Source organism: Paraburkholderia acidisoli (assembly GCF_009789675.1).
In the GTDB taxonomy this organism is placed as follows: Bacteria; Pseudomonadota; Gammaproteobacteria; order Burkholderiales; family Burkholderiaceae; genus Paraburkholderia; species Paraburkholderia acidisoli.
The window spans coordinates 177,679-199,210 of record NZ_CP046915.1 but is presented as its reverse complement, the minus strand read 5'-3'; the positions used below and the strand labels follow the sequence as shown (position 1 = coordinate 199,210).

Annotated in this window: 16 protein-coding genes; 10 read left to right on the top strand and 6 right to left on the bottom strand. The window is 64.2% G+C overall.

Annotation, left to right across the window (positions count from 1 at the left end; all coding sequences use genetic code 11):
• Positions 1 to 116: 116 nt before the first annotated feature.
• Positions 117 to 2,030 (bottom strand): NHL repeat-containing protein, encoded by a 1,914-nt coding sequence (locus FAZ98_RS23120; RefSeq protein WP_158956415.1) that lies wholly within the window; start codon positions 2,028 to 2,030, stop codon positions 117 to 119.
• 97 nt (positions 2,031 to 2,127) lie between these two features.
• Between FAZ98_RS23120 and FAZ98_RS23115 the strand changes: the two genes are divergently transcribed.
• Positions 2,128 to 2,595: a hypothetical protein gene (locus FAZ98_RS23115; RefSeq protein WP_158954436.1), complete on the top strand. Its 468-nt coding sequence runs from the start codon at positions 2,128 to 2,130 to the stop codon at positions 2,593 to 2,595.
• Between the two features lie 217 nt (positions 2,596 to 2,812).
• On the opposite strand, the gene FAZ98_RS23110 is transcribed toward FAZ98_RS23115, so the two are convergent.
• Genes FAZ98_RS23110 through FAZ98_RS23090 form a run of 5 tightly spaced genes read right to left on the bottom strand, consistent with a single transcriptional unit; the run spans position 2,813 to position 9,279 of the window.
• Positions 2,813 to 3,529, bottom strand: a complete 717-nt coding sequence (locus FAZ98_RS23110; RefSeq protein WP_233272887.1) for a phospholipase D-like domain-containing protein — start codon at positions 3,527 to 3,529, stop codon at positions 2,813 to 2,815.
• Between the two features lie 34 nt (positions 3,530 to 3,563).
• Positions 3,564 to 4,556 carry a hypothetical protein gene (locus tag FAZ98_RS23105; protein ID WP_158954434.1) on the bottom strand — a complete coding sequence of 331 codons (993 nt, stop codon included), beginning with the start codon at positions 4,554 to 4,556 and terminating at the stop codon, positions 3,564 to 3,566.
• 2 nt (positions 4,557 to 4,558) lie between these two features.
• Positions 4,559 to 5,128: a (2Fe-2S)-binding protein gene (locus tag FAZ98_RS23100; RefSeq protein ID WP_158954432.1), complete on the bottom strand. Its 570-nt coding sequence runs from the start codon at positions 5,126 to 5,128 to the stop codon at positions 4,559 to 4,561.
• Complete coding sequence (locus FAZ98_RS23095; protein WP_158954430.1) at positions 5,125 to 7,905, bottom strand: xanthine dehydrogenase family protein molybdopterin-binding subunit; 2,781 nt, start codon at positions 7,903 to 7,905, stop codon at positions 5,125 to 5,127. The genes FAZ98_RS23100 and FAZ98_RS23095 overlap by 4 nt, the downstream gene beginning before the upstream one ends.
• Positions 7,906 to 7,965: 60 nt before the next feature.
• The gene (locus tag FAZ98_RS23090; RefSeq protein WP_233272886.1) at positions 7,966 to 9,279 is read right to left on the bottom strand and encodes a formylglycine-generating enzyme family protein; all 1,314 of its coding nucleotides are present in this window, start codon (positions 9,277 to 9,279) and stop codon (positions 7,966 to 7,968) included.
• Between the two features lie 333 nt (positions 9,280 to 9,612).
• Here FAZ98_RS23090 and FAZ98_RS23085 point away from each other — a divergent pair, with 333 nt between their 5' ends.
• The 9 genes from FAZ98_RS23085 (at position 9,613) to FAZ98_RS23045 (ending at position 21,502) form a co-directional block, all read left to right on the top strand.
• Positions 9,613 to 10,038, top strand: coding sequence for a DUF4399 domain-containing protein (locus FAZ98_RS23085; RefSeq protein WP_158954426.1), 426 nt, complete (start codon positions 9,613 to 9,615; stop codon positions 10,036 to 10,038).
• A gap of 41 nt (positions 10,039 to 10,079) precedes the next feature.
• Positions 10,080 to 10,514, top strand: coding sequence for a DUF4399 domain-containing protein (locus tag FAZ98_RS23080; RefSeq protein ID WP_158954424.1), 435 nt, complete (start codon positions 10,080 to 10,082; stop codon positions 10,512 to 10,514).
• A 313-nt stretch (positions 10,515 to 10,827) separates the two neighbouring features.
• A complete protein-coding gene (locus tag FAZ98_RS23075; RefSeq protein ID WP_233272885.1) occupies positions 10,828 to 11,100 on the top strand; it encodes a hypothetical protein in 273 nt (90 codons plus the stop codon).
• A 231-nt stretch (positions 11,101 to 11,331) separates the two neighbouring features.
• On the top strand, positions 11,332 to 12,744 hold the full coding sequence (locus tag FAZ98_RS23070; protein WP_158954422.1) for an efflux transporter outer membrane subunit: 1,413 nt from the start codon (positions 11,332 to 11,334) through the stop codon (positions 12,742 to 12,744).
• A 228-nt stretch (positions 12,745 to 12,972) separates the two neighbouring features.
• Complete coding sequence (locus FAZ98_RS23065; RefSeq protein WP_158954420.1) at positions 12,973 to 14,910, top strand: FHA domain-containing protein; 1,938 nt, start codon at positions 12,973 to 12,975, stop codon at positions 14,908 to 14,910.
• The gene (locus FAZ98_RS23060; protein ID WP_158954418.1) at positions 14,894 to 16,300 is read left to right on the top strand and encodes an HlyD family efflux transporter periplasmic adaptor subunit; all 1,407 of its coding nucleotides are present in this window, start codon (positions 14,894 to 14,896) and stop codon (positions 16,298 to 16,300) included. The genes FAZ98_RS23065 and FAZ98_RS23060 overlap by 17 nt, the downstream gene beginning before the upstream one ends.
• 30 nt (positions 16,301 to 16,330) lie before the next feature.
• Complete coding sequence (locus FAZ98_RS23055; protein WP_158954416.1) at positions 16,331 to 17,083, top strand: peptidylprolyl isomerase; 753 nt, start codon at positions 16,331 to 16,333, stop codon at positions 17,081 to 17,083.
• A 19-nt stretch (positions 17,084 to 17,102) separates the two neighbouring features.
• A complete protein-coding gene (locus FAZ98_RS23050; protein WP_158954414.1) occupies positions 17,103 to 20,174 on the top strand; it encodes a peptidase domain-containing ABC transporter in 3,072 nt (1,023 codons plus the stop codon).
• Positions 20,171 to 21,502, top strand: coding sequence for a sigma-54 interaction domain-containing protein (locus FAZ98_RS23045; protein WP_158954412.1), 1,332 nt, complete (start codon positions 20,171 to 20,173; stop codon positions 21,500 to 21,502). Before FAZ98_RS23050 ends, FAZ98_RS23045 begins: the two co-directional genes overlap by 4 nt.
• Positions 21,503 to 21,532: the final 30 nt, after the last annotated feature.

Sequence of the window (21,532 nt, the reverse complement as noted above, 5' to 3'; positions counted from 1 at the left end):
CGAGATGATTCGCTGTCGACACGGTTATGCTTTTTGATGCTTTGAATAGGCGTGATTCAGGTTTTCCACGGCCTCCTCATGGCGCCCGATTCGTACTCGCGCCATCGACATGACAATCACGGATGCCAGCGATACACCACGACGCTCGATCCGTTGTAATTGTCCTTCGTGACGATGTAGTCGCCCGTCGAACTCAGATACGCGCGCACGCCGTACATCGAGTCGACATCGTTGCCGACATCCACCGCATTGGGATTCGAGTTGGTGAGCGTGGTGACGAGACTGCCCGTGTTGAGATCGTAGACGTCGATATTCGGCACCGTGTGTACGTAACCAACGAACAGATAATGCCCGGCTGCCGCGATCGATTTCGGATTCGCGCTCGCGAGATTGATGACGGGGCTCGGCGTACCCGTATTGCCCGCCTTCCAGCCGTGATACACCTCGATATGCCCGTTCATCGCGGTCCAGTCCCAACTGCCCGCAATGCCTTGCGCGAGGATCATCGTGTCGCTGTCGGCCTGATAAATGATGCGCGTGAGCGGCAGCGAGGTGCGCGGGATCGCCGTGGTCGCAGCCGCGCCCCAGGTGGGCGCGCCGTTGGCGCCGAAGCCCGCAAGCGGGTAGTGATAGATCTGGTTGGTGCGGTCGAGCCCGGCCCAGACGTCGCCATTGCCGTCGATCGCAAAACCCGCGGTGACAGTCAGGGTCGTGTTGAACGGTGTGCCGGGCAGCGAGCCGGCAGGAATGGCGATATAGCCGCTCGACGGGCTGAAGTAATAGAAGTTGAAGGTATCGGGGTTTTGCCCCGAAGCCACGAGTAGGCGATTGCCGCCCACCGAAACGATCTGCCCGAAATGCTGGCCGCGCTGATAGTCGTTCATGTTCAGACGCGGGTCGCTCGGATACGTGAACGGATCGATCGTGTTGGCGACGAACGTGCCGCCGCCCGTGCCCGTGTAGATGTTGTTGCCGCTATAGAAGTTCACGCCATCGGTCGATGGGTCCGGGGCCGCCACGGCTTCGAAGTTGAGCGCCTGCAAGCGCCATTGCAGCGTGCCCGTGGGGCTGTACGAGTGAATATCGGTGCTGCCGTTGCGCCCGAGATCCCAGCCGCCGCCCCACGCGTTGTTGAGCACGTACAGATTGCCCGCGGCATCCTTGCCGATACCCACCACGCGCGTGAAGCGCTTGTCGCCCACCTGGCCCTTGATGCCGGTGGTGGTGTCGAGATAGCCGCCTTGCACCCCGAAGGTGCTGACGAGCGCGGGCGTGCCCGCAAGCGAATAGGCCTTGATATTCATGTCCGGCCCCTGGTCGCCCACCAGCAACTGATTCGCGGCGGCGTCGAAGTCGAGCGCGGAAGGGCGTGCGGTTGAGGCCATCTGGATCGTGTTCAGCGCGGCACCCGTGGCGCTGAATTCGGCGATCACGCCCGCGCTCCGACGCGCGACCCACAGGTTGCCCGCGCTGTCCACGGCGAGTGCGCCCGGTTGCGACACGCTGATGTCGCGTTGCCAGACGCCGTCGGTCGTATACACCCGCACGCGATTACCGTAGAAGTCGCTCGCATAAAGCAGGCTGCCGGCGGTGGCAAGGCCGGTAATGACGTCGGCGTTCTGGATGCCCGTCCACGTACTGACCGGTATGCGAAGATCCTGCGCGCTCGAACTGCGGTTGTAGCGGCCCACCGACCCGCTGCCGAACGTGTTGCTGTAGCCGAGCGCCACGAAAAGGGACGTGGCGTTGCCGGTGATCGCTCCGCCCTGAAAGGTATCGTGCGTGCCCATGGTGCCGAGCGGCGCGCCGTTCTGGTAAATGGCCAGGCCGCCCGCGTTTTCGTCCCAGCGCGAGGCGGTATAGATCACGCCTTCGGGTGCGACCCACATCGAGCGCGCGCCGTTGCCCACGTGCTTGGCCAATGTGCCGTAGGTATTGGCGAGCCAGTCGGTGGTGTATTGCGCTTGGGCGGCGGGCGATAGCGCGGCAACGACGACACCGAGCGATGCCGCGAGCAGGACGGCTCGCAGCCGGATGGTGAATGGGCGCAAGGTTCTCTCCTGGACGATGCGCGACAAGGCGTTTAATTGCCGCGCATAAGATGGTTGAGGTCGCAACGAAATCGGCATGAATCAAGCAGGATTCGTGCGATCGAGGGCACCCGAAGTGTACTCAGTAAAAAAGCCGATTTTTTTCGAAAAGGCGCCTGCGCGCGCATTTATTCGCGCTGATTCAATTGCGAAAAAAAACCCCTTCGGCAACATTGCATCGGCACAGCGTGCGACTCGTCGTCTTCGAGGCCGCAGCCACAATCTCCATGCCCGGAGGTTCGCCAGATTTTTGCATCGGAACCCGATAAACCTTGTTCGATATCCATGGTGTTCGGGCCTGATCGAACGGGCGCCTGCGGTTCGCCTGGCGAAGCGCGGCGGTGCGCCGGTGCGCAAGGGCAGGGTGAGCATCGAGCTTCGCGTTGGGGTCAATAAGTTAGCTCGCCTCGGCGGCGATTCGCGCGGGCGGAGCCGATATATTTCGCATAAATGGCGGCGCAAGACGACTCGCGAAGGAGACGCGCGCGTCCACGGCATCCGGTAAATGCGTCACCGGTTGCGTGTATGGTTGCTCAAGCAAGAACCGCTGCAGGGAATAGGGCGGATTCAATGGGAAAGCTTTGGGATAGGTCCAGATCAATGCTTCGGAGTCCTCATGCCAGCCCGGGCGCGTCGAACTTTCGAAAGCTTTCACCGCGCCGTGCGGTGGCCGCGCACGCAGCGGAGCATTGCCGCCACCCGAAAAATTCCTCTAACGCGGTTTATCGCGCAGCCTTGCTGCTGGTCTTCTTCGCACTCGACTTCACTGCTTTGGCTTTCGCCGCCGCTGTCCCCGTTGCCGGCGCGGCTTGCCCTTTCGCAATCATGTGTTCGGCGATCAACTCGGTTTGAAAGCGGTTGATGGTGTCGGGGTCGGTGAAAATGGTCTGCGTGTTGTTTTGCGCCTTGTAGCCAGGGCCACCCGCCACGCCCGGGGTCACGAACGTGCCTTCCCCGGCCGCCGACCAGTTCACCGATCCTTCGCCGCCCACCTTGCCGTCGGCCACGAAGCCCTTGGTGTGACTGATCTGATGCGTGAGCGATTCACCAATCGCGAAGTAGGTATTGAACTTGACCGGGTTCTTCGCAATATCGGAGGCCAGCAGCTTCTTTTCGTTCACGCCGCCCGCCTGGCTCCGGTCGAGCGTGATCATCATCGTGATGGTGGGATCGGCCGCTTGCTGCATGAGAATGTCGTTGAGTTCCGCGTCGTCGAAACCGAACATGTTCATATAGAGCGAGACACTCGCGCGCGAGAGTAGGTACTTCAGCAAATCGTGAACGTCGTCGCGTCCCACGTAAAACAAATGAAAGTCCTTGCTCGCCGTACTCGAATAACTTTTCTCGCGCGTGAATTGCTCGAGTTCGAGCAGGTCGAAGGTCTGCAAGGTCTTCGTGACGTCGGCCATCACGTTGCTGGGGCTGGGCTTCTTCGGCATCGGGGTGTCTCCTCGCGATTCGCGGCTTCGTGCACTAACGGACGGTGCCGCCTGGCGGCATGGGCGTGAACGTGCAGTTCGGATTCGGGTGGTTCTTGTCGTTGCAGCACGCGAGCAGATCGTCGACGGATTTCACGTTGGCCGCATTCCACTGCGCCTCGCTCATGGTGTTGTCGGTGGGCATCCAGTGACTCAGCGGATAGCGGTTGGCGAGTGCGTCATTGCCGGGCGCGGCTTTGCGTCCCGCCGAAAGGCGCAGAAACACGGTGCAACTCTGCTCGCTGCCAATACGATGACAACCGATGCACGTGTTGCCCGGCGTGCTCATCGTCTTGAGGTGATACGACGCGAACGCGGCGCCGAGGTTCGAATACTTGCCCCATGGGTCGGTGGGCACCTTGTCCCAAACCTGGCCGATATACGGGCTGAAAATGAATGGCCCCGCGTCGTGACACTCGATGCAGGTGGGCTTGTTCGCGGCGATCTTCGCGGGCGTCGCCCAGAATTCGACGGCCGAGGGGCGGCCGCGCGGCGGCGTGGCTTCGTTCGGCGGCGGCACGCGCGTGGCGTTCCAACCGCCGGAGTCCGGTGGCGGTTGTGAATCGAACCAGCAGGTCTTGCCGTTATCGGCGTGATGCAGCACGACGATTACCTCGTCGTAATGCGGGTCTGTGCGATCGCGCAACACGTTGCGGCGGCAATAGGCGGAAATCTGAATGTTGCCCCGCGTGAGATTGAGGATCTTCGAGTAGGGCGTGCATTGCCCCTCGGTGGGCGACAGGGGCGACAGCAGCGAAGGCCTGTCGCACTGTTTCGGCGCGGTCCCCGGCGCGGGCGGTTTGCCGTCGACGGTAATGGGAATGTCCGTGCCGTCATTGCAATTGAACGCCGGAATCGCGCCAATTTCCTTCGCGCACTGCGCGCCGTATTCGAGCACGCCTGGGTCACGCGCGGCGCCCGGGCGCGGCGCCAGTGCCGTGAATGCGGCAACCAGGTACAACGCGACAAGGCTTGCGATGCGCGTCATCGTCATGCTCCGTCTTGCCATTGCCGGTGCACGGCCTGTTTGATCGCGGCGCGATATTTCACGTAGCCGGTGCAACGGCACAGGTTGCCGCCTACCCAGGTGTCGATGGCCGCGTCGAGTTGCTCGGCGCTCAAGCGATACCCCTTCAGGTGATCGAGCAGGGCGGTGGCGGCCATCAGGAAGCCGGGTGTGCAATAGCCGCACTGAAACGCGAACCCTTCGAGAAAGGCCTGTTGCAGCGGGGAGAGCCGCGCGCCGTTCGCGAGACTTTCCACGGTGTAGACGTACTGGTTCGCCACCGCGCTCATGGGCGTCACGCAGGCGAGCGTTTTCTCCATCAACGCATTGCTGCGGTTGCGCAGGCCCACCGTGCAGGCACGGCACACGCCGATGCCGCAGCACACCTTGGTGCCCGTGAGGTCGAGGCGCTCGTGCAGGAATTCGGCGAGGCTCATGTCGGCGTCGGCGGCGGGGACGCTCACGGCGCGGCCATTCACGTGCACCGTGAGGTCGGTGGGCGCCGCAGTTTGCGCAGGGGTTTGCGACCGGCTTTGCGCACGGGGTTGCGTCATGCCTGGGCTCCGGTGAGCGCCGCGCGAATCACCTCGGGCGTGACGGGCGTTTGCCGGAAGCGATGGCCCGTGGCCATGGCGAGCGCATTGAGCAGCGCGGGCGCGATGGGGCACATCACCGCCTCGCCGATGCCGCGTGCGCTATGACGGTTGCGATCGGCGGGCGGCGGCAGCGCGATCAGCTCCTGCGCGGGCGCTTCGGTCATGCGTGTGACGAGATACTGGTCGAGATTCCAGCGGCCGTTGCCCGGCCCGTCGTCGCCGAGCGGGCAAGTCTCGCTCAACACGTTGCCGATCGCCATGGCCACCGCGCCCTGCGACTGGCCTTCGACGATTTCCGGGCAGATCAGCCGCCCCGCGCTGAGCGTCGTCACCACGCGCTCGACCTTGACGCGGCCATTCGCGGGGTCGACTGAGACCGCCACCAGCGCGGCGGAGGGGGCGTAATTCGTGCGACCGTAACCCACCGCGTCGTGCGGCGGCACCAGTGGTCCATGCGCAAGACCCGTGAGGGTTTTGGTGTCGGGGCCGAGCGCGATGTAGTCGCAGTCCATGTCGACATTGCTCAGCTTGAAGCGGTATTGGCTATGCCAGAACGCGCCCGCGTACGTGACGTGCACGGCTGCCACGCGGGGCGCCTGCATGCGATCCATCTTGTCCAGCAAGGCGGCCCAGGCGAGCGCCGGACGGCCCGGTGCCGTGAGTTTGCCGTCGACCCATTTGACGTTCTGCCACTCGACCCGCGAGCCGTGCCACAACTCGCGCGCGGCGGGCAGCACGCTTTGCAACAGCAGCGTCATGGCCGCGCGATCGACGGCCTGATAGTGATGAAACGCGCCGAGGCAGGCGCTCGACGAGCTGAAGGGGCCGGAAATTGCGTAGCTGCGGTAATCGTCGGGCCATTTGCCCAGCACGTTGTACTTGAAGTCCTTGATCGCGGCGAAGACTTCCACTTCGCTGATAGAGATGTCCTGTGCGTTCTGCCCGAGCCATGTCGATGGCGCGAGGCACAACGTGGTGGCCGCGCCGTTGCCCATGTCGGTGTAGTGCGTGATCACGTGCAGGGTGCCGTTCGGCTTGATCTGCAGCATCGCGAACACGGCGTCCTTGCCGGTGCCGTATGCCTGATTCGACATGGCGAGGCCCACGCCATAGCGCAGGCCGCGCGCGCGCCGCTGCGCCCGCGTGCTGTCACGCTCGCGCCACAGCGCGTGCGATTCGAGCCGGTCCAGCAGCGCCTCAAGTTGCAGGTCGAACAGAATGGGCGCGCCCGTGAGGGTCTTGCCGCGGTCCTTCGCGAGCAGATTGCGGCGCCGCACCGCGAACGGACTCTGGTGCAGCGCTTGCGCGGCTTCGTCCAGCAGGGTTTCGATGGCGAGAAACGCCTGCGGGCCGCCAAAGCCGCGCTGCGAGCCGCCGAACACCTCCGGCGTATACATGACCGAGCTTTGCGCAATCGCGCGCGGAATGTCGTAGCAGCTCATCGCGCTCATGGCGGCGAGGTCGCCCGTCGCGCTGGTGAGATTGAGCTTGCCGCCGCCATTGAGCGTGAACGTGCTGTCGAGCGCCTGCAGTTTGCCCTTGCTGTCGACCCAGAGCGATTCGGTGAATTCGGTTTCGGAGCGTTTCAGTCCCACCTGGAACTGCTCATAGCGCGATTGCTGCCAGCGCAACGTGCCGTGCGCGAACGGCGCGGCGAGCGCGAGATACATCGGGAAATACGACTTGTCGCGCCCGCCGAAACCGCCGCCCGGATAACAGCCGATCACGTGGACACGCCCGACATCGATATTGCTCTTGGTGAAGAGATTGCCGGCGGTCGTGCCGTCGTCGCGCGGGGATTGCGTGCCGAGCACGAGTTGCAGGGTTTGCGTGCCGCGTTCGTAGCAGGCGAGTCCCGCTTCCGGCTCCATGAACATGGGGTCGATGGCGGGCGTCTGGAACGCGCCGTCGAAGCGCAACCAGCTACCGTTCGCGACCTTTTCCCTGGCGAGATCGCGAATGTGGCCGGCCGTATTCTTGTTCAGGGTCAGGAAGGCTTGCGTGGGATTGCCGTTGCTGTCCGCATCCATGTTCAGGTTTGAGAACGACGTGTCGTCGTCGCGCACGTACAGTTTCGGCGACGAGAACGGCACCGGGGCGCTGCGCGGTACCGTCGCGCCGTAGCGCACGACCGAGTCGTTGAAGTCGAGCAGTTTCTTCGCGCGGCGGTAGGTGTCGAAGTCGGCGAAGATCAGGAGGGCGATAGGCTGCCCATAGCAATTGGCCGCGAAGCCTTCCTGCGCGAAAAGATAGATATCCTTATTAGCGACCGGGTTGGGGTGCGCCGAGAGCGCGATGCGCTGCGCGTTGAGCGTCTGGTTGGACACGATCTCGATAGGCCGCAGTGCGCGCGGCAGCACGCTCAGGTCGAAGCCTTCCACGGTTTTGTCGACGCGATTGCAGCGCAGCGCATAAAGCCAGTTTTCTTCCTGCGGCCAGTCCGGGAAGTCGCGCGCCTTGAAGTCGCGTGCATAAATTTTCGCGCCCGTGACCTTGGGCAGGCCTTCCACGCGCCAGCGCGCCTTGCCGGGTTCGGGCGCCCACTCGGGCGCGGCGCGCGTGGATTGCGGGGCGGCGTGGGCCGTTGGCGCGACCGGCGCGGGTGGACGTACCTCGGCGCGCTGCGGCGAGCAGGCGCCGGTCAGCGCGCCGATCGAACCCACCGACACCGTGAAGGCGCCGCTCCCCATGGCCTTGAGAAAGCTCCGGCGGGTAAGCGGAAGGTCCACTGCCATGCTGCGCCTCCCCTGGTTTGGAAGGAACGGCTCACGCCCGAAGCGGCGTGCGGGCTCCTGCTATTTCATGTCGCGCGCCACGCGAAAACCGTTGGCGTTGTAGCGCACGCTGCTGTCGTATTTGAAGCGCGTGGCGCTCAGCATGTAGTCGGCGCCGTCGCGCCACGAGCCGCCGCGCAGCACGCGCGTCGGGCAATTGGGCTCGTCCCACGAACTGCCGTCGTCGGGGGCGTTCTTGTACGAGTTGTGCCAGCAGTCGCTGACCCATTCCCAGACGCCGCCCGCCATGTCGTAGAAGCCGAACGCGTTGGCGGGAAACGCGCCGACGTCGGCGGGTGCCTCGGCGCGCCAAGGCGGCCCGCAGTCCTTGCAGTTGGCCGTGCCCTTGCGCATGTCGTTGCCCCACCAGTAGCGCGTGTCCGTGCCGGCGCGCGCGGCGTATTCCCATTCGGCTTCGGTCGGCAGGCGGTAGGGCTTGCCGGTGATCTTCGCGAGCCATTTCACGTATTGCTGGGCGTCGTCCCAACTGAGGTCGCGCGCGGGCGCGTTCTTCGCGCTGTTCTCGTCGGCGGAGAGATGCGGGCACGCGCCCGCGTCGGCGCAGGCGTTCCACTGCGCGACCGTGACGGCGTACTTCGAGAGCGCGTAGGGATGGCTGAGCGTCACGCGATGCGCGGGCCGTTCGGAGGGATCGTCCTTCTCCATGCCCATCGTGAAGGCGCCTGGCGTAACCGCGATCATGATCGGACACGCGGGGCAATCGTGGATATCGTGCGCTCCGGCGGGCAGCGCGGCGGTGGCTGCGGCAGCCGTGGTCGCGGCGGCGGCCGCCGCTTTCGCGCTGGTGCCTGCGTTGGTGTTCGCGCCGGGATTGCCGTTGACCGGCGCAGGAGCGGCAGCGGCCGGTTTCGCGGGCGCGGTCGCGGGAGGGGCCGCTTTCGCTTGCGGCGCGGAGGGAGCGGACTGAGCGGGTTTCGCTGGTTGCGGCAGGGTATTGGATTGCGACGGCGCGGGTGCTCCAGTGGACACAGGCGGCGCGCTTGCTTCATGCCCCGTGGGCGACGCGGCCGGTTTCGCCGTGCTCGCGCGCAACCGCGTGAGGCGCGCCTGCGCGAGCGGCGCGAAGCGGCCGTTCGGATAGGCCTTCAAATAAGCCTCGTAATCGCTTGCGTACTGGCTGTCCTTGATCGAATTCCAGAACGTGATCTCGTACTCTTCGGACGTGTCCTTGGGCATTAGCCCGACACGGCGAATGGCACCGAAACCGCGCGGGTCGAGCTGCGCGACGGCCGGGCGGATAGCGGCGCGCGCGTTCGCGTCGGGCGCGGCCACGCACAGCGTCGATACCGTGCCGGACACGCTTGCGACTACCATCGACAGGCACACTGGCACGAATAGCCGCCACATGTTGTTCTCCCCCGGCAGGCACCTGCGGCGTGTGACGCCAGGCATGGGCTGCGTTGCTAACGGTCGTGAGATGCGGGTCTTGAGATTCCAGTCCTGAGATACGGTGATGACGACGCGTGTTCTCGAACGCGTTGTTCGCACAACTACAAAATAGCACGCGTGCCGAACGATGCAGTGCGGGGTGATACGGATGTCGCCGCCCGCGCCGATAAATCCCCATCGAAATGAATCCGTCCTAAGCTGTAGAACACGCACCGAACTCCCCAGCCGCGTGCCGACTGTCGAAGAAGGAGCATCAAGATGCGACGCAGAGAGACCTTGCTCGCGCTGGCCGCGGCCATGCTGATGCCGCGCCTCGCTTCCGCCGCGCGCACGCCTTCGCCGCCGGGCGCTGAGGTGTACATCATCTGGCCCGCGGACGGCGCGGTGATTCCCACGGGCAAATTGTGGGTGCGCATGGGCTTGCGCAATATGGGCGTTTGCCCGAAGGGCATTAACCGGCCGAACACGGGCCACCATCACGTGCTCATCGACACGGACCTGCCGCCGTTCGATCAGCCCATTCCGTCCGATCGCAATCATCTGCACTTCGGCGCGGGCGAGACCGAGGCGCGCATCGAGCTGCCGCCGGGCAAGCACACGCTGCAATTGCTGATGGGCGACTACAACCACGTGCCACACGATCCGCCGGTGTACTCGAAGAAGATCACGATCACGGTGAAATAGCGCAACGCGCCGCACGTGCGCCAATCGCGGGAGTGCATGCCATGAAAAGAATCGTTGTCGTTGCGGCCACCGTGGCGCTGCTCGCCGGAACGCTCGCGGGCGTGGCGCACGCGGGCACCACGCCCGCCGACCCCAAGGCGTTCGTGTATATCGGCTGGCCGAACGAAGGGCAGACGATGCCCGCTGGCAAGCCGTTTCGCGTGTGGTTCGGGCTGCGCAACATGGGCGTGGCGCCTTCGAACGTGGAGTTTCCGAACACTGGCCATCATCACCTGCTCGTGGATACGGACTTGCCTTCGATGGATCAACCCATTCCGTCCGATCGCAATCATCTGCATTTCGGCGCGGGCGAAACGGAAACCCTGATCCAGTTGCCGCCAGGAAAGCATACGTTGCAACTGCTGATGGGCGACGCGCATCACGTGCCGCACAATCCGCCCGTCTATTCGAAGAAGATCACGATCTACGTTAAGTAATCCGTAGCAAGTCGATCGCGATGTTCCCAATCCTTCGCTCTCCCGCTTGACGCGTGCCGCGCGGGTGTCGGCGGCGCGCCAACAGAATGCACAACGGGCGTTGGTACGCGCCCATCAGCCCGGCGATCTCGCACGCGCGTGGCACGGCGCGTCACGCATTTCACCGCGCCGCCGCGCCCTTGCGCGGCAAGCCTCGCGACGCTTTTGCTCTCCTGAATGCCGTCTCTGGCACATCTCCTGCCTAGAGGTAAGCGAGCCCGCAACACATTGCAGCTCGAACCCAACCTCTGTTTCGCCCTTTAGGAGAACTGTCATGAGCAAGCTGATGATCGCCGACCTGAGCGTCGCGCAAGAACTCGACCGTCGTGAAATGAGCGCCGTGCACGGCGGCAACCTGGGCCTCTTGCCCGTGTTCGTGCCTGCCCCGAAAGTGAACATGACCAGCACGAGCTTCACCGCCGAACAGGTGATCGGTCAGACCAACGACATCGTCAACAACACGGGCAACGACGTCGCGCTCGTGACGGGCATCTGCTCCACGGTCAACCCGAAGCAGACGGCCAACAACGCGATCAACTACTACTGATCGCGCGGCAAACCGTGGAGGCGCTCGCCTCCACGGCATGGTCTTCGCAGGTTTCCCTACGTCTGGTTTCGTCGTCGCGTTCCGCTCTGGGAGTCGATCGTGAACACACCGCTGTTGCCTGTTGCCCCTTCCGCTTTCGTTTCCGCTCCCGCTCCCGTTTTTGACTCCGGTTCCGCTTGCACTCGCGTACGCGCCAGCAAGCTGCGCGGCCTGGCACGCGCCGCCGGTGCAATGAGCGTGTGCGGCGCGCTGCTGTGCGGTTGCGGCGACCTCAGCACGCCCGCGTACCGTCGCCCGGACATGCCCGCGAAGGAAAGCTGGGCGCACGCGCATCGGGCGGTGTCGGCGGCGGAAACGGTCGATCCGCATTGGTGGAAGGCCTTCGACGATCCCTACCTGAACGGGCTCATCGATCAGGCGATCGCGGCCAACGTCGACATCCAGATCCTCGCGGCGCGCATTGGCGTGGCCGGGGCGCAGATCGGCGAAGTGCAGGCCGGCGCGCTGCCCACGGTGGACGCGGGGGCAGGCATCGACTACGAGAAGAGCACGCACCAGACGCTCACCAAGACCTATAACGCCGCGACCCAGGTGAACTGGGACATCGACATCTGGGGCAAGGTGGAAAAGAGCGTGCAGGCGCAGAAAGCCGAGTTTCACGCGAGCGAGGCCGACTGGCGCGCGGGCTATCTGGAACTGGTTGCCAACGTGGCGAGCACGTATTTCCAGATTCTCCAGTACGACGACCAGATTGCCGAGGAGCAGCAAACGCTCGACAAGAACCGGCAGATTCTCACCATCTATCAGCAGATGGCCGCAAACGGCGTCGCGCCGAAAACCGAAGTGCTGCGCCAGAGCGCGGAAATCAACGGCATTGCCAATGAACTGCTCGAACTGCATCGTTCGCGCGATACCGCCGAGAACGCACTTGCCACGCTGGTGGGCGTGCCCGCCGGCGAGTTCAGGATGCCCGCGGGCCATTTGCGGCAACGCGTGAAGTTTCCTGACGTGCCGATGGGTCTGCCCGCGCAATTGCTCGCGCGCCGCCCCGACGTGGTGGCCGCGCAATACCGCATTCTGGAGTCGTACGACGAAGTGGGGTCCGCGCGGCTCGCGCAATTGCCCACGATCAGCCTCACGGGGCGCGGCGGCTCGGCGGCGTACTCGCTTTCCGACCTGTTCAAGGCGTTCACGTTCAGTTTCATGCCGAGCATCGACTTGCCGATGTTCGACCCGGGTGTGCATGCGCACATCAAGACCACCGAGGCGCAGAGCAAGGTCGCGGAACAGCAGTATCGTCAGACCGTATTCACCGCGTTCGAAGAAGTCGAGAATGCGCTCGTGAATCTGGACGCGCACAAGAAACAGCGCATGGAGTTGATGCAGCAGAACGAACGTTTGCGTACCGTGGCGGCACAGGTCGAGGCGCAACTCAAAGAGGGGCTCGTGTCGCAACTTGAAGTATTGGAGTCCGAACGATCACTCGCTTCCGCGGAGCTTTCGCTGTTGGCCAATCACGAACAGATCCTGAGCGACACTGTCACGCTTTACAAGGCGATTGGCGGCGGCTGGACCGCGGTGGAAGTGGCCAATGTGGCGTCCGATGCCACGGCAGCCGCCGCGAATGCGGCTCCCGTGAAGTGAGCGCGCGAAGCCCGGTGCGCACGGCGTCACGGCGCGCCACACGAAACGTTGTGCGATTCGCAACACGTGGCGTCGCAAAACGCGTCATTCGTTTGACTACAGCGAAGCGTCGCCTACACTTTTCTCACACTCCGCACGCCGCTGACGAGGCGCACGGTTATTCACGAATCCGCCAGGCGCACGCGCCGTACGCGACCTGGTGGACCCATGCTGATCGCTGGCGGAATCATGGTGCCTGACGCCGCTTCGATTGCCGAGAGGCAGACCACGCTCGACAACACGTTCGATATCGTGCTTCGGCCGCTATCGCATCCCGAGCTGGGTGAGATCCGTATCGAGAAGGATCTGTTCGCGGTGGGGCGCTCGCAGCCGCCGTTCGCTTCCGCGCGCCCGGAGATCGTCGTCGACGTGTCGCGTCGTCATGCGCGCATTTTTCGCGAGGGCCGTGCCGCGTACGTGGCCGATCTCGGCAGCAAGAACGGCACCGTCGTCAACGGTGTGGAAGTCACGCAAAAACCGCATGTGCTCAAGGAAGGCGACGAATTGAGCTTTGGCGGCGCGCTCACGTTTCGCGTGGGGTTCGTGGCGCGCGCGGCGCGCGAGACTGCGCGCGCGACGGTGGTGACGCTCACGCCCGAGCGCGGCGATCTCGGCTTGCAGCAGATCGTGGTCACGGGCTTTCCGTTTCTCATTAGCAAGGCGGAGGAGACTTTCGCGCAGTATCGCGAGGCGTTTCCGCACCAGGTCAATTATTTGTCGCGGCGTCATGCGCATATTTATGTCGATGGCGACGCGGTGTATCTGGAAGACCTCGGCAGCACCAACGGCACTTTCGTCGACGAGGAACGTCTCGACGATCACGCGGTGCGGCTCGAAGACGGCCAGCGCGTTTCGTTCGGCGGCGAGCATTTCGTTTATCGGGTGGGGATCGAGAGCGCGACCGACGCAACGGTAACCGCCACGCGCCAGACGGCGCAAGCCGCTCAAGCGGACGGCGCCATCGCACAGCACGACGCGGATCTCGCGGCCGACGCCGACCGCACGACATTCGTCGGCAGCGCGCACTCGTTTCTCGACATCTTCTGCACGCCGCCCGCGCCCGCGCAGGACGACGAGATCAATCCGAACACGCCGCAACACGCGCCGGATCGCGCGCAGGGCAAAGGGCTCAAGCGCCATGACCGGCACGACCGCTACAAGCGGCGCAAGCGCGGCAAGCTCGAAACGTTTCTCTCCGAACTGAGCGAGGCGCTCGGCGGCAGCGGCCGTGTCAACGTCGGGCGGCTCGGCGTGTGGGTTGGTGTGATCGTCGTGGCGGCGGGCGCGCTCGGCGCCGTAACGTATTTCCAGGGCGCACCGCAGCGCGAGATGCAGGTGTTGCTCGCGAACGGCCGCTACGAGAGCGCGGCGCGGATAGCCGACGGCTATCTCGCGCATCATCCGGGTGACGCTGCCTGGCGTGCGATGGGGACGGAAGCGCTGCTCAAGGCGAAGGTGCCCGACTGGATCGACGCCGTCGACGCGCACGCGTTCGATCGCGCGCAGGGCCTCGTGGAAGATCTGCGCGCCTCGGCGCGCCACAACACCGACGCCGAATCGCTGATCGACAACATCGGCTGGGTGGGCGCGCTGCAATCGTTCGTGCAGCAACGCGGCGGGCTGCAGGCGCCGATTCGCATCTATCGCGACGAAGCGCCGATCCGCGCGCTCACGAGCCGCTGGAACGACGACCCCGGCGAGCACCAGCGCGCGCTCGACCGCGTGGCGGCCTACGTGCCCGCGTTCGCCGCTGTCTATGCGGACACGCTCAGCCAGTTGCGCAAGCTGCAAAGCGACGATTCGGTGTACGTGGCCGCGCTCGACCGCATTCGTCAAGCCATCGACACGGCGTTGCAGACCGACCGCTTCGACGATCTCGGCGCCATGCTCACCGACTATGCGCAGCGCTACCCGCGCCTCGCCGGACTCGACGCTGTGCGCACCGACCTCGACACCTATCAGGCGATCGTTGGCGAGGCGCACGCGGGCCACGCGCAGGCGGTGCGCGACCGGCTCGCGGCCGCGCATTTCACCACGCCGCAATTTGCGGGTTATGCGGCGGCGCATGCGGCCGCGCTCGAAACGCTCGCGTCCAGCGGAGATCACGGCAATGCCGCGCCTCGTTGATCGTTTGCGCGGCGCGACCCGGCCGCCGGAGCCGCCGCGCCCGCTCGGCGAGGCGCTCGGCGATCACAGCGAGGAGGGCGTCGCGATCCTCACGGCGCGGCCGTGGCGGCTGATCGAGGCGACCGTCGTGGCGATGCTCCTGCTCGTGATCTGCGCGTTGCTGTGGTCGTTTTTCGGCCGTGCGGATGTGATCGTGAGCGCGCCGGGCACGCTCTCGCCGGAGTCGGATGTGCGCCGCATCTATGCGCCGGTGGATGGCGAACTCGTCGACATTTATATCGCCGAAGGTCAGCCCGTGGAGAAGAACGACGTGATCGGCCGTATCAACGCGCGCGGCGCGATCGAGGCCGCCACCAACGCGCTCGACGCGCATCTCAAACTCGACGACGCCGAGCGCGACTGGAAGGCGTTCCCCGAGAAGAAGGCGCTGATGCAGCGCAAGGCCGAGGCGCTGAAGGCGCAGATCGACGTGGAAACGCATCTGCACGAGACGCGGCTTTCGGAGGGCACGAGCAAGCTCGCGCAGTCGCAGAACGCGCAACTCGACGAAGCGCGCGGCAATATCGACAACGCCCGTCATGTGCGCGATCTCGCGAAACAGGAGCAGGACAAGTACGAGCGCCTCGTGGCTTTGCCCGGCGGCGGCGGTGTGTCGCAAAGCCAGGTGGACGAGAAGCGCAGCGCGACGATTCAGGCCGACAACAACCTGCGTATCGCCCAGGCGAAACTCACTGAACTCCAGGCGCAAACGAGCCACGACTTCGCGCAGGCGCGTGCGCAACTCGAAGGCAGTGCGGGCCAGCTCACGAGTTTGCAGATCGAGTACGACGCGACCGAGCGCGAGATTGCCAATACCGAAGACAAGCTGCGTTTGCAGGTGCAGACGGCGCGGCTCGCCGCGGACGCGGCCGCTCGCATCCGCTTCGAGAACATCGACAAGGATAATTTTCTGCTGGTGCTCGCGCCCGCTTCCGGGGTGATCACCGACGTGACAACCACGCAGCCCGGCGACAAGATCCAGGCGAACACGCCGCTCGGCGGCATCGCGCCCGCCAACGCGCGGCCCGTGGTGAAGGTGCTGATTGCGGAGCAGGACCGCGCGTTCCTGCACGAAGGGCTGCCCGTGAAGCTCAAGTTCAACGCGTTTCCGTATCAGCGTTACGGCGTGATGGACGGCACGCTCGAATTCATTTCGCCGGCGACCAAGCCGCAGGCGCAATCGAAAGAGCCGGCGTACGAAGGGCGCGTGCGTCTTGCGCACGACGCGTTTTCGATTGCCGGTAACAACTGGCCGCTGCGCTACGGCATGACCGCGACGGCCGAGATCGTCGTGCGCGAGCGGCGCTTGATCGACTTTGCGCTGGACCCGTTCCGGCAACTGGCGGGCTGAAACGCGCAGTGGGGTTTTCAGGGGAATGACATGACGGCAATCGTACGGATCGACGACGAGGTGATCGGCACGCAGGATTTCATTCGCGTGCTGAAGCTCACGGGGCAATTCGAGAGCCTCGTCGAACAGCAGGTGCGCGACCGCCTCACGGTCATCGCGGCGAAAAAAATGGGCGTGGAAGTGGGCCCCGACGAAATCCAGCAGCGCGCCGATCAATTCCGCCGCGTGCGCGGCCTGCATCGCGCCTCGGACATGAATCGCTATCTCGACGTGTTCGGCATCAGTCTCGAGGAATTCGAGGACTTCATCACCGACACGCTGTACCAGGAAAAGACCTTCGAGCGCATTTGCAACGACGACGCGGTGGAAAGCTATTTCAAGCTCAATTCGCCGAAGTTCGACAGTATCGAGGTGAGTCACATCGTGGTCGATTCGGAAGGCAAGGCGCGGGAAGTGCTCTCGGTGCTCGAGGACGACCCCAACGCCTTTGGCGAGATGGCGCGCGAGCATTCCGTGGCCGACACGCGCGAGCGCGGCGGCGTGATCGGCAAGGTGCTGCGCGGTTCGCTCAAAACCGATATCGAGGCGAAGGTGTTCAACGCGCAGGTGGGTGATCTGCTCGGACCGTTTCCCGCGCCGGATGGCTCGTTCTTCGAGATCTTCTGCGTGACCGCCAAGCATCCCGCCGCGCTCGAAGCCGAGGTGTCGTCCGAAGTGCGGCGGCTGCTGCGCGAGGAATGGCTGGCCGAGCGCGCCCAGGAACATATCATCGACGCGCACTGAGCGCCCCGGGGTCACGCAGATGGACACTCAGGCGCCCGTACCGGCCAGCGCGGCGACGCTGGCGGACTTTCTCGCAACGGTGGAACTGCTCTCGCTGTTTTCGCGCGAGGAACTGGAACGCCTTGCCGCTCAAACCGAAACGCGCAGCCATGCGTTCGGCGACACGCTCTACAAGCGCGGCGATCCGGCCGAGGGGCTGTACATCATTCGCTCGGGGTCGGTGCGCCTGATCGCCGAGGAACGCGGCAAGGAAACGAGCCTTGGCGTGCGCAAGGAGCGCGAGGTGTTCGCCGAGATCGGCATGCTGCGCGAGTACTGGCACGAAGTGGGCGTGCGCGCTTCCGCGAAAACCGAGGTGCTGTGCATTCCGCGCGCGGCGTTCGAGCCGGTGCTCGCGGCGAACCCGGCCGCGCTCTCGTTCGTCACGAGTTACGTGGCGATCAGTTCGGCGGGCGGTTTCGTCACGCGGTTGTTCGATCTGCGCGGCAAGCTCTCGCGCGCGGAACTGGAAGAGTACGTGTCGAGCGTGGGCGTGAAGCGCGTGAGCGCTGGCAAGGAGATCGTGCATCAGGGCGCGAGTGGCGACACGCGGCTTTATGTGGTGCGTCAGGGCGAAGTGAGTCTCGCGCGCGAAGAAGACGGCCGCGAGTACGCGCTCGCGCGGCTCGGCGCGGGCGAGATTTTCGGCGAACGCGCGTGTTTGCTGCGTCAGGACCAACTGGCCACGGTCACCGCGCTCACCGACGTGCGCCTGCTCGTGATTCCCGAAAAGACCGTGCACTTCATGCTGGAGCGCAACGCGAAGCTGCGCGAGGTACTCGAAGAGCGCGTGCATTTCACCGACCGCGAGTTGCAGCGCCAGAAGAAGCTGAGTGAGCGCCGCCGCGAAACGCTCGCCGTCGACAGCGGTGCGGATGCCACGTTCCGCGAGCGCGTGGTCAAGCGCTTCGTGCTGGTCGAGCAAGCGGAAGAAATGGATTGCGGTGCGGCGTGTCTCGCGATGATCTGCCGCCACTACGGCATTGCGATGACGCTCGGCAAGCTGCGCGATCTCGCCAACGTCACGACCCAGGGCGCCACGCTCGACAGTCTCGCGCGCACGGGCGAGGCGCTGGGTTTTACCACGCGCGGCGTGCAATGCACGTATGAAGCGCTACAGGGTTTCGAACTGCCGTTCATCGCGCATTGGGAGGGCTATCACTACATCGTGGTGTATGGCGTGTCGAAACAATGGGTGCGGGTGGCGGACCCGGCGCTCGGCTTTCGCAAGCTCAGCGTGGAGGCGTTCGAGCGCGGCTGGAGCGGCACTTGCCTGCTGTTCACGGCGGGCGATACCACAGGGGCGCAGGCGGCCGGCAAGTCGCCGTGGGTGCGTTTTATCGGCTATCTGCTGCCGTATCGCAAGATCCTCGCGCACCTGTTCATGGCCACGTTCGTGATTCAGATGCTGGGCGTGGTGCCGCCGCTCATCATCCAGAACATACTCGACAGCGTGATCGTGCATCAGAACGTGAGCCTGCTGCACGTGCTCATTCTGGGGCTGGTGATCTCGCACGTGTTCACGCAACTCATGTCGACCATCCGCGCGCATCTTTCGAACTTCATGGTGCGCAGTCTGGACTTCGCGATGATGTCGCATTTCTTCAAGCACACGATGTCGTTGCCGTTCTCGTTCTTCGCGCGGCGCAAGACCGGCGACGTGTTCGCGCGCTTTCAGGAGAATCAGACCATTCGCGCGTTCCTCACCGAATCGACGGTCACCACGGCGCTCAATCTGCTGATGATCTTCATTTACTTCACGATCATGTTTCTCTACAACGTGAAGCTCACGCTGCTACTCATCGCCTTCGTCGTGCCGATCATGGCGCTCACGGCGCTCGCCACGCCGCGCATCAAACGCTATGCACGCGAAGTGTTCGGCGTCTCGACGGACGCGCGTTCCATGCTGATGGAAACCCTCGGCGGCGTGGAAACGGTGAAGGGCATGGGCATCGAGCGCGCGGTGCGGCTCAAGTGGGAACGCAAGTTCGCGAAGTCGCTCGAAGTGCAATATCGCGCGCAGGCATTCAACATTCTCGTGGGCCTCGGCAGTCAGTTGCTCAATGCCGCCACGACCATCGCCATTCTTTGGGCGGGCGCGACGCTGGTGCTGAATCAGGAGTTGAGCATCGGGCAATTGATTGCGTTCAACGCGTTCATGGGCAGCGTGCTCGCGCCCTTGATGGGCCTCGTGGGGCTCTGGAGCCTCATGAACGACGCTGCGGTGGCCATGGAGCGTCTGGGCGACGTGCTCGACATCGAGCCGGAACAAAAGCCCGCCGATCTCGCCTCGCGCGTCTTGCTGCCAGATCTGCAAGGCGACATCGAATTCAAGGACGTGTATTTTCGCTATGGCGGCAACGAAACGCCTTATGTGCTGGAGAACATCAGCTTCACGGTGGCGCGCGGAGAGATGGTGGCGATCGTCGGGCGCAGCGGCTCGGGCAAGACTACGCTCGCGAAACTGCTGGTGGGCTTTTATGCGCCCACGGAAGGGAAGATTCATGTGGATGGCTACGACTTGAGCGCCATCGATCATGCGTATTTTCGGGCGCAGATTGGCTATGTGATGCAAAGCAATCTGGTGTTTTCGGGTACGCTCGCCGAGAACATCGCGTGCGGCGACGCCAACCCCGACTGGCGGCGCATGGAGGAGGTCGCGCGCATGGCCGACGCGCATGCGTTCATCAGCAAGATGCCGCTCGGCTACGAACAGGTGGTGGGCGAACGCGGCATGGGTCTCTCGGGCGGTCAGATCCAGCGCCTGTGCATTGCGCGCGCGCTCTATCACGACCCGCGTTTGCTCGTGTTCGACGAGGCGACTTCGTCGCTCGATACCCAATCGGAAAGCAATATTCTCGCGAATATGCAGGACATCCTGCACGGGCGCACGGCGCTCGTGATCGCGCACCGGCTGAGTACGATCATGCGCGCGGACAAGATCCTCGTGCTGTACGAGGGCGGCATTGTCGAACAAGGGCGCCACGAGGAACTCGTCGCGCGCAAGGGCATGTATTACCAGCTCGTGCAAAAGCAGCTGAGCACCGCATGAAACTCTTCGACCCGCACGGTTTCGGCAGTTCGGTGGTGTCGTTCGCCGGGCTGCTGGAGAAGATCGAGATTCTGCGCTCCACGTTGCGCTGGGCGCCGCGGCTCGAACGCGCCGACATCGAAAAGCTGCTGAATCAGTCGAATGCGTTGCGCGACGAAGTCATGCAACTCTCGCGCCGCGAGCGCTTTATCGAAGTGGCTTCGGAAGCCGACGAAGCGGTGGATCCACTCGAAGCGCTCGCTCAGCCCGAAGCGCTCTCGCCGTCCGCGCGCAGGCGGCGCGAGGCCTTGATCGAACGCAGCTTCATTTTCGAAGGCATTTTCGGCGACAACCCCAAACTGCTCGCGGCGCTGGAAATTGCGGAAAAAGCCGCGCCCACCGACTTGCCGGTGTTGATCGACGGCGAGAGCGGCACCGGCAAGGAACTCATGGCGAAGGTCATTCATGCCAATGGCGCGCGCGCGGATCGTCCGTATATTTCGGTGAATTGCGGCGCGATTCCCGACAACCTGCTCGAATCGGAATTGTTCGGGCATCGGCGTGGCGCATTCACGGGCGCGTCGAACGATCGCAAGGGCAAGTTCGAAAGCGCCCACACGGGCACGATCTTTCTCGACGAAATTGGCGAATTGCCGCTGCAAGGGCAGGTGAAATTATTGCGCGTGCTCGAATCGCACGAGATCCAGCGCGTGGGTTCCGACGAACCCATTGCCGTCGACACGCGTATTGTTGCGGCGACCAATCGCAACTTGCGTGACCTGGCCGCGCGCGGCCTGTTTCGCGAGGACCTGTTTTACCGGCTCAGCGTGATTCACGTGACCTTGCCCGCGCTGCGCGAGCGCCGCGACGAAATTGCCTTGTTGATCGCGTATTTCGGCGACGAGGCGGCCGCGCAACTCAAGCGCCGCCCGGTCAAATTCACGCCCAAGCTGCGTGATTTCATACTCACGTATGCGTGGCCCGGCAATATCCGCGAATTGCGCAATCTCGTGTACCGGCTTTCGTGCCTCGCGGGCGACACTGCCGATATCGAGCATTTGCCCGACGACATTCGGCCGTGTCAACCCGCGCTGGCCGCGCGCGCGCTGGAAGCCGAAGCGCCGGTTGCGTCGCTCTCGCTCAGCGACGCCAAACGCGCCGCGAGCGACGAAGCCGAACGCGCGTTTCTCGAACGCGGCTTGCAGGAAACCGGCGGCACCGTGGCGGAACTCGCGCGCCGTTGCGACATGAACCGCTCGCATCTGCAAATGCTGCTCAAGAAGCACGGCATACGCTCGAAGGATTTTCGTCACGCGAATCAGGCCGAGAAAGCCGATTCCGAATCGTGAGCGCAAGCGGCGCTTTTCCCATTCAACGCA

What these genes read in the sequence shown, in the direction of transcription:
- FAZ98_RS23115 (WP_158954436.1), top strand. Translation starts at nt 2,128, where the DNA reads ATGAATCAAGCAGGATTCGTGCGATCGAGGGCACCCGAAGTGTACTCA.
- FAZ98_RS23110 (WP_233272887.1), bottom strand. Translation starts at nt 3,529, where the DNA reads ATGCCGAAGAAGCCCAGCCCCAGCAACGTGATGGCCGACGTCACGAAG.
- FAZ98_RS23105 (WP_158954434.1), bottom strand. Translation starts at nt 4,556, where the DNA reads ATGACGCGCATCGCAAGCCTTGTCGCGTTGTACCTGGTTGCCGCATTC.
- FAZ98_RS23100 (WP_158954432.1), bottom strand. Translation starts at nt 5,128, where the DNA reads ATGACGCAACCCCGTGCGCAAAGCCGGTCGCAAACCCCTGCGCAAACT.
- FAZ98_RS23095 (WP_158954430.1), bottom strand. Translation starts at nt 7,905, where the DNA reads ATGGCAGTGGACCTTCCGCTTACCCGCCGGAGCTTTCTCAAGGCCATG.
- FAZ98_RS23090 (WP_233272886.1), bottom strand. Translation starts at nt 9,279, where the DNA reads ATGGTAGTCGCAAGCGTGTCCGGCACGGTATCGACGCTGTGCGTGGCC.
- FAZ98_RS23085 (WP_158954426.1), top strand. Translation starts at nt 9,613, where the DNA reads ATGCGACGCAGAGAGACCTTGCTCGCGCTGGCCGCGGCCATGCTGATG.
- FAZ98_RS23080 (WP_158954424.1), top strand. Translation starts at nt 10,080, where the DNA reads ATGAAAAGAATCGTTGTCGTTGCGGCCACCGTGGCGCTGCTCGCCGGA.
- FAZ98_RS23075 (WP_233272885.1), top strand. Translation starts at nt 10,828, where the DNA reads ATGAGCAAGCTGATGATCGCCGACCTGAGCGTCGCGCAAGAACTCGAC.
- FAZ98_RS23070 (WP_158954422.1), top strand. Translation starts at nt 11,332, where the DNA reads ATGAGCGTGTGCGGCGCGCTGCTGTGCGGTTGCGGCGACCTCAGCACG.
- FAZ98_RS23065 (WP_158954420.1), top strand. Translation starts at nt 12,973, where the DNA reads ATGGTGCCTGACGCCGCTTCGATTGCCGAGAGGCAGACCACGCTCGAC.
- FAZ98_RS23060 (WP_158954418.1), top strand. Translation starts at nt 14,894, where the DNA reads ATGCCGCGCCTCGTTGATCGTTTGCGCGGCGCGACCCGGCCGCCGGAG.
- FAZ98_RS23055 (WP_158954416.1), top strand. Translation starts at nt 16,331, where the DNA reads ATGACGGCAATCGTACGGATCGACGACGAGGTGATCGGCACGCAGGAT.
- FAZ98_RS23050 (WP_158954414.1), top strand. Translation starts at nt 17,103, where the DNA reads ATGGACACTCAGGCGCCCGTACCGGCCAGCGCGGCGACGCTGGCGGAC.
- FAZ98_RS23045 (WP_158954412.1), top strand. Translation starts at nt 20,171, where the DNA reads ATGAAACTCTTCGACCCGCACGGTTTCGGCAGTTCGGTGGTGTCGTTC.